We start from the raw sequence: 1269 nt of genomic DNA, 5'->3' as shown, positions 1-1269 counted from the left end.
GGAGCTCGCCGCCGGGCGCGACCGCGGCCCGCTGCACGGCGTCCCCGTCGCGGTCAAGGACATCATCGACGTCGCCGGGCTGCCGACCGGGATGGGCTCGGCGCACTTCGACGGGTACGTCGCCGACCGCGACGCGGCCTGCGTCGCGCGCCTCCGCGCGGCGGGCGCGGTGATCGTGGGGAAGACCACCACGCACGAGTTCGCCTACGGCGCGAGCGGCGACACCGCCGTGAACGGCCCGTCCCGCAACCCGCACGACCCGTCCCGGATCTCCGGCGGGTCCAGCGGCGGCAGCGCGGTCGCGGTCGCCGCGGGCATGGTCCCGCTCGCCCTCGGCACGGACACGGGCGGGTCGGTCCGGATCCCCGCGGCGTTCTGCGGCGTCGCCGGGTTCAAGCCCGCCTACGGCGCGGTCCCGACCGAGGGCGTCTTCCCGCTGTCGGTCTCGTTCGACCACGTCGGCGTGCTCGCCGCCACGGCCGCCGACTGCCGGACGGCCTACCGGGTGCTGACGGGGCGGCCCGAGGACGTCCAGCCCCGGCATGAGGGGCTCCGGGTGGCGTGGGTCGAGGGCGCCCCGGTCGCGGACGAGGTGGCGCAGGTCGTGCGCGGGCTGCTCCCGGACGCGCCCGCCGAACGCGTCGAGCTGCGGGAACTGCGCCGCGTCTTCGCCGCGATCCAGGACAGCGAGGCGTACGAGGTGCACGCCGAACGCGTCGCGGACGCGCCCGAGCTGTACCAGCCGGCCACCCTCGACCGCCTGCGCCGCGCCGGGGAGACGCCCGGCTGGCGGTACGTCCGGGCGTCGCGCGAGCGGGCGCGGTTCATGGAGGAGGCCGCCGGGCTGCTGAGCCGCCACGACGTGCTCGCGCTGCCGACCGTCCCGATCACGGCGCCGGAGATCGGGCGGGCGGAGTGCGCGCTGGGCCGGGTGCAGCCGGCCCTGCTGAGCCTGACGTGCCCGTGGAACGTCCTCGGGCTGCCCGCGCTGAGCGTCCCCGCCGGGACGGCCGGCGGGCTCCCCGTCGGACTGCAGCTGGTGACGAGCCCGGGCCGGGAGGACCTGCTGTTCGCCCTCGCCGGACGCCTCGCCCCCTGACCCCGCGCTCGCGCCCTGACCCGCGCCCGCCCATGAGCGACAGCGGCGTGCTCAGCGGCCTGTGAGGTGGTCGGCGAGCATCTCGGTCACCAGCGCCGCCGGAAGGGACGTGCGGGCCGCCAGGCGGACGACCTGGCGGGCGGCCCCGGACGGGCGGGCCGCGATCGGCC

At 78.0% G+C, this 1269-nt stretch carries 1 protein-coding gene; it reads left to right on the top strand.

From position 1 onward, the window contains the following. The coding region (locus ABZ914_RS51535) for an amidase (protein ID WP_500201838.1) at positions 1–1099 on the top strand (1099 nt) is incomplete at its 5' end. Between the last annotated feature and the right edge of the window lie 170 nt (positions 1100–1269).

The organism is Spirillospora sp. NPDC046719 (genome assembly GCF_040645715.1).
In the GTDB taxonomy this organism is placed as follows: Bacteria; Actinomycetota; Actinomycetes; order Streptosporangiales; family Streptosporangiaceae; genus Spirillospora.
Note: the sequence above shows the minus strand (reverse complement) of the source record. Positions and strands in the feature narration are given on the sequence as shown.